This window comes from Bacillus cereus group sp. BfR-BA-01310 (genome assembly GCF_022664325.1).
Lineage (GTDB): Bacteria > Bacillota > Bacilli > Bacillales > Bacillaceae_G > Bacillus_A > Bacillus_A paramycoides.
Genome location: NZ_JAKUHD010000109.1, coordinates 1 through 352, shown reverse-complemented (window position 1 = coordinate 352; position 352 = coordinate 1). Strand labels below are relative to the sequence as shown.

The following is a 352-nucleotide window of genomic DNA, read 5'->3' as shown; positions in this document are numbered from 1 at the left end:
CGCCCTCGGCACCATATGCGCCCGTAGCTCAATTGGATAGAGCGTTTGACTACGGATCAAGAGGTTAGGGGTTCGACTCCTCTCGGGCGCGTTTTCTTTCGGGAAGTGGCTCAGCTTGGTAGAGCACCTGGTTTGGGACCAGGGGGTCGCAGGTTCAAATCCTGTCTTCCCGATACTTGTTTGGGGCCTTAGCTCAGCTGGGAGAGCGCCTGCCTTGCACGCAGGAGGTCAGCGGTTCGATCCCGCTAGGCTCCACCAAAAAAGTTCTTTGAAAACTGAACGAAACAAACAACGTGAAACGTCAATTTTTATTTTAGATGCTAGACAAACTAACTTTATTGGAGAGTTTGAT

The 352-nt window shown here is 50.9% G+C and carries 3 tRNA genes; all 3 read left to right on the top strand.

Annotation, left to right across the window (positions count from 1 at the left end):
- Positions 1-17: 17 nt before the first annotated feature.
- The 3 genes from MR109_RS29905 (at position 18) to MR109_RS29895 (ending at position 258) form a co-directional block, all read left to right on the top strand.
- Positions 18-91 (top strand) — tRNA-Arg (locus MR109_RS29905).
- Between the two features lie 8 nt (positions 92-99).
- A tRNA-Pro gene (locus tag MR109_RS29900) sits at positions 100-173 on the top strand.
- Positions 174-182: 9 nt separating this feature from the next.
- Positions 183-258 (top strand) — tRNA-Ala (locus MR109_RS29895).
- The last annotated feature ends 94 nt before the right edge of the window (positions 259-352 follow it).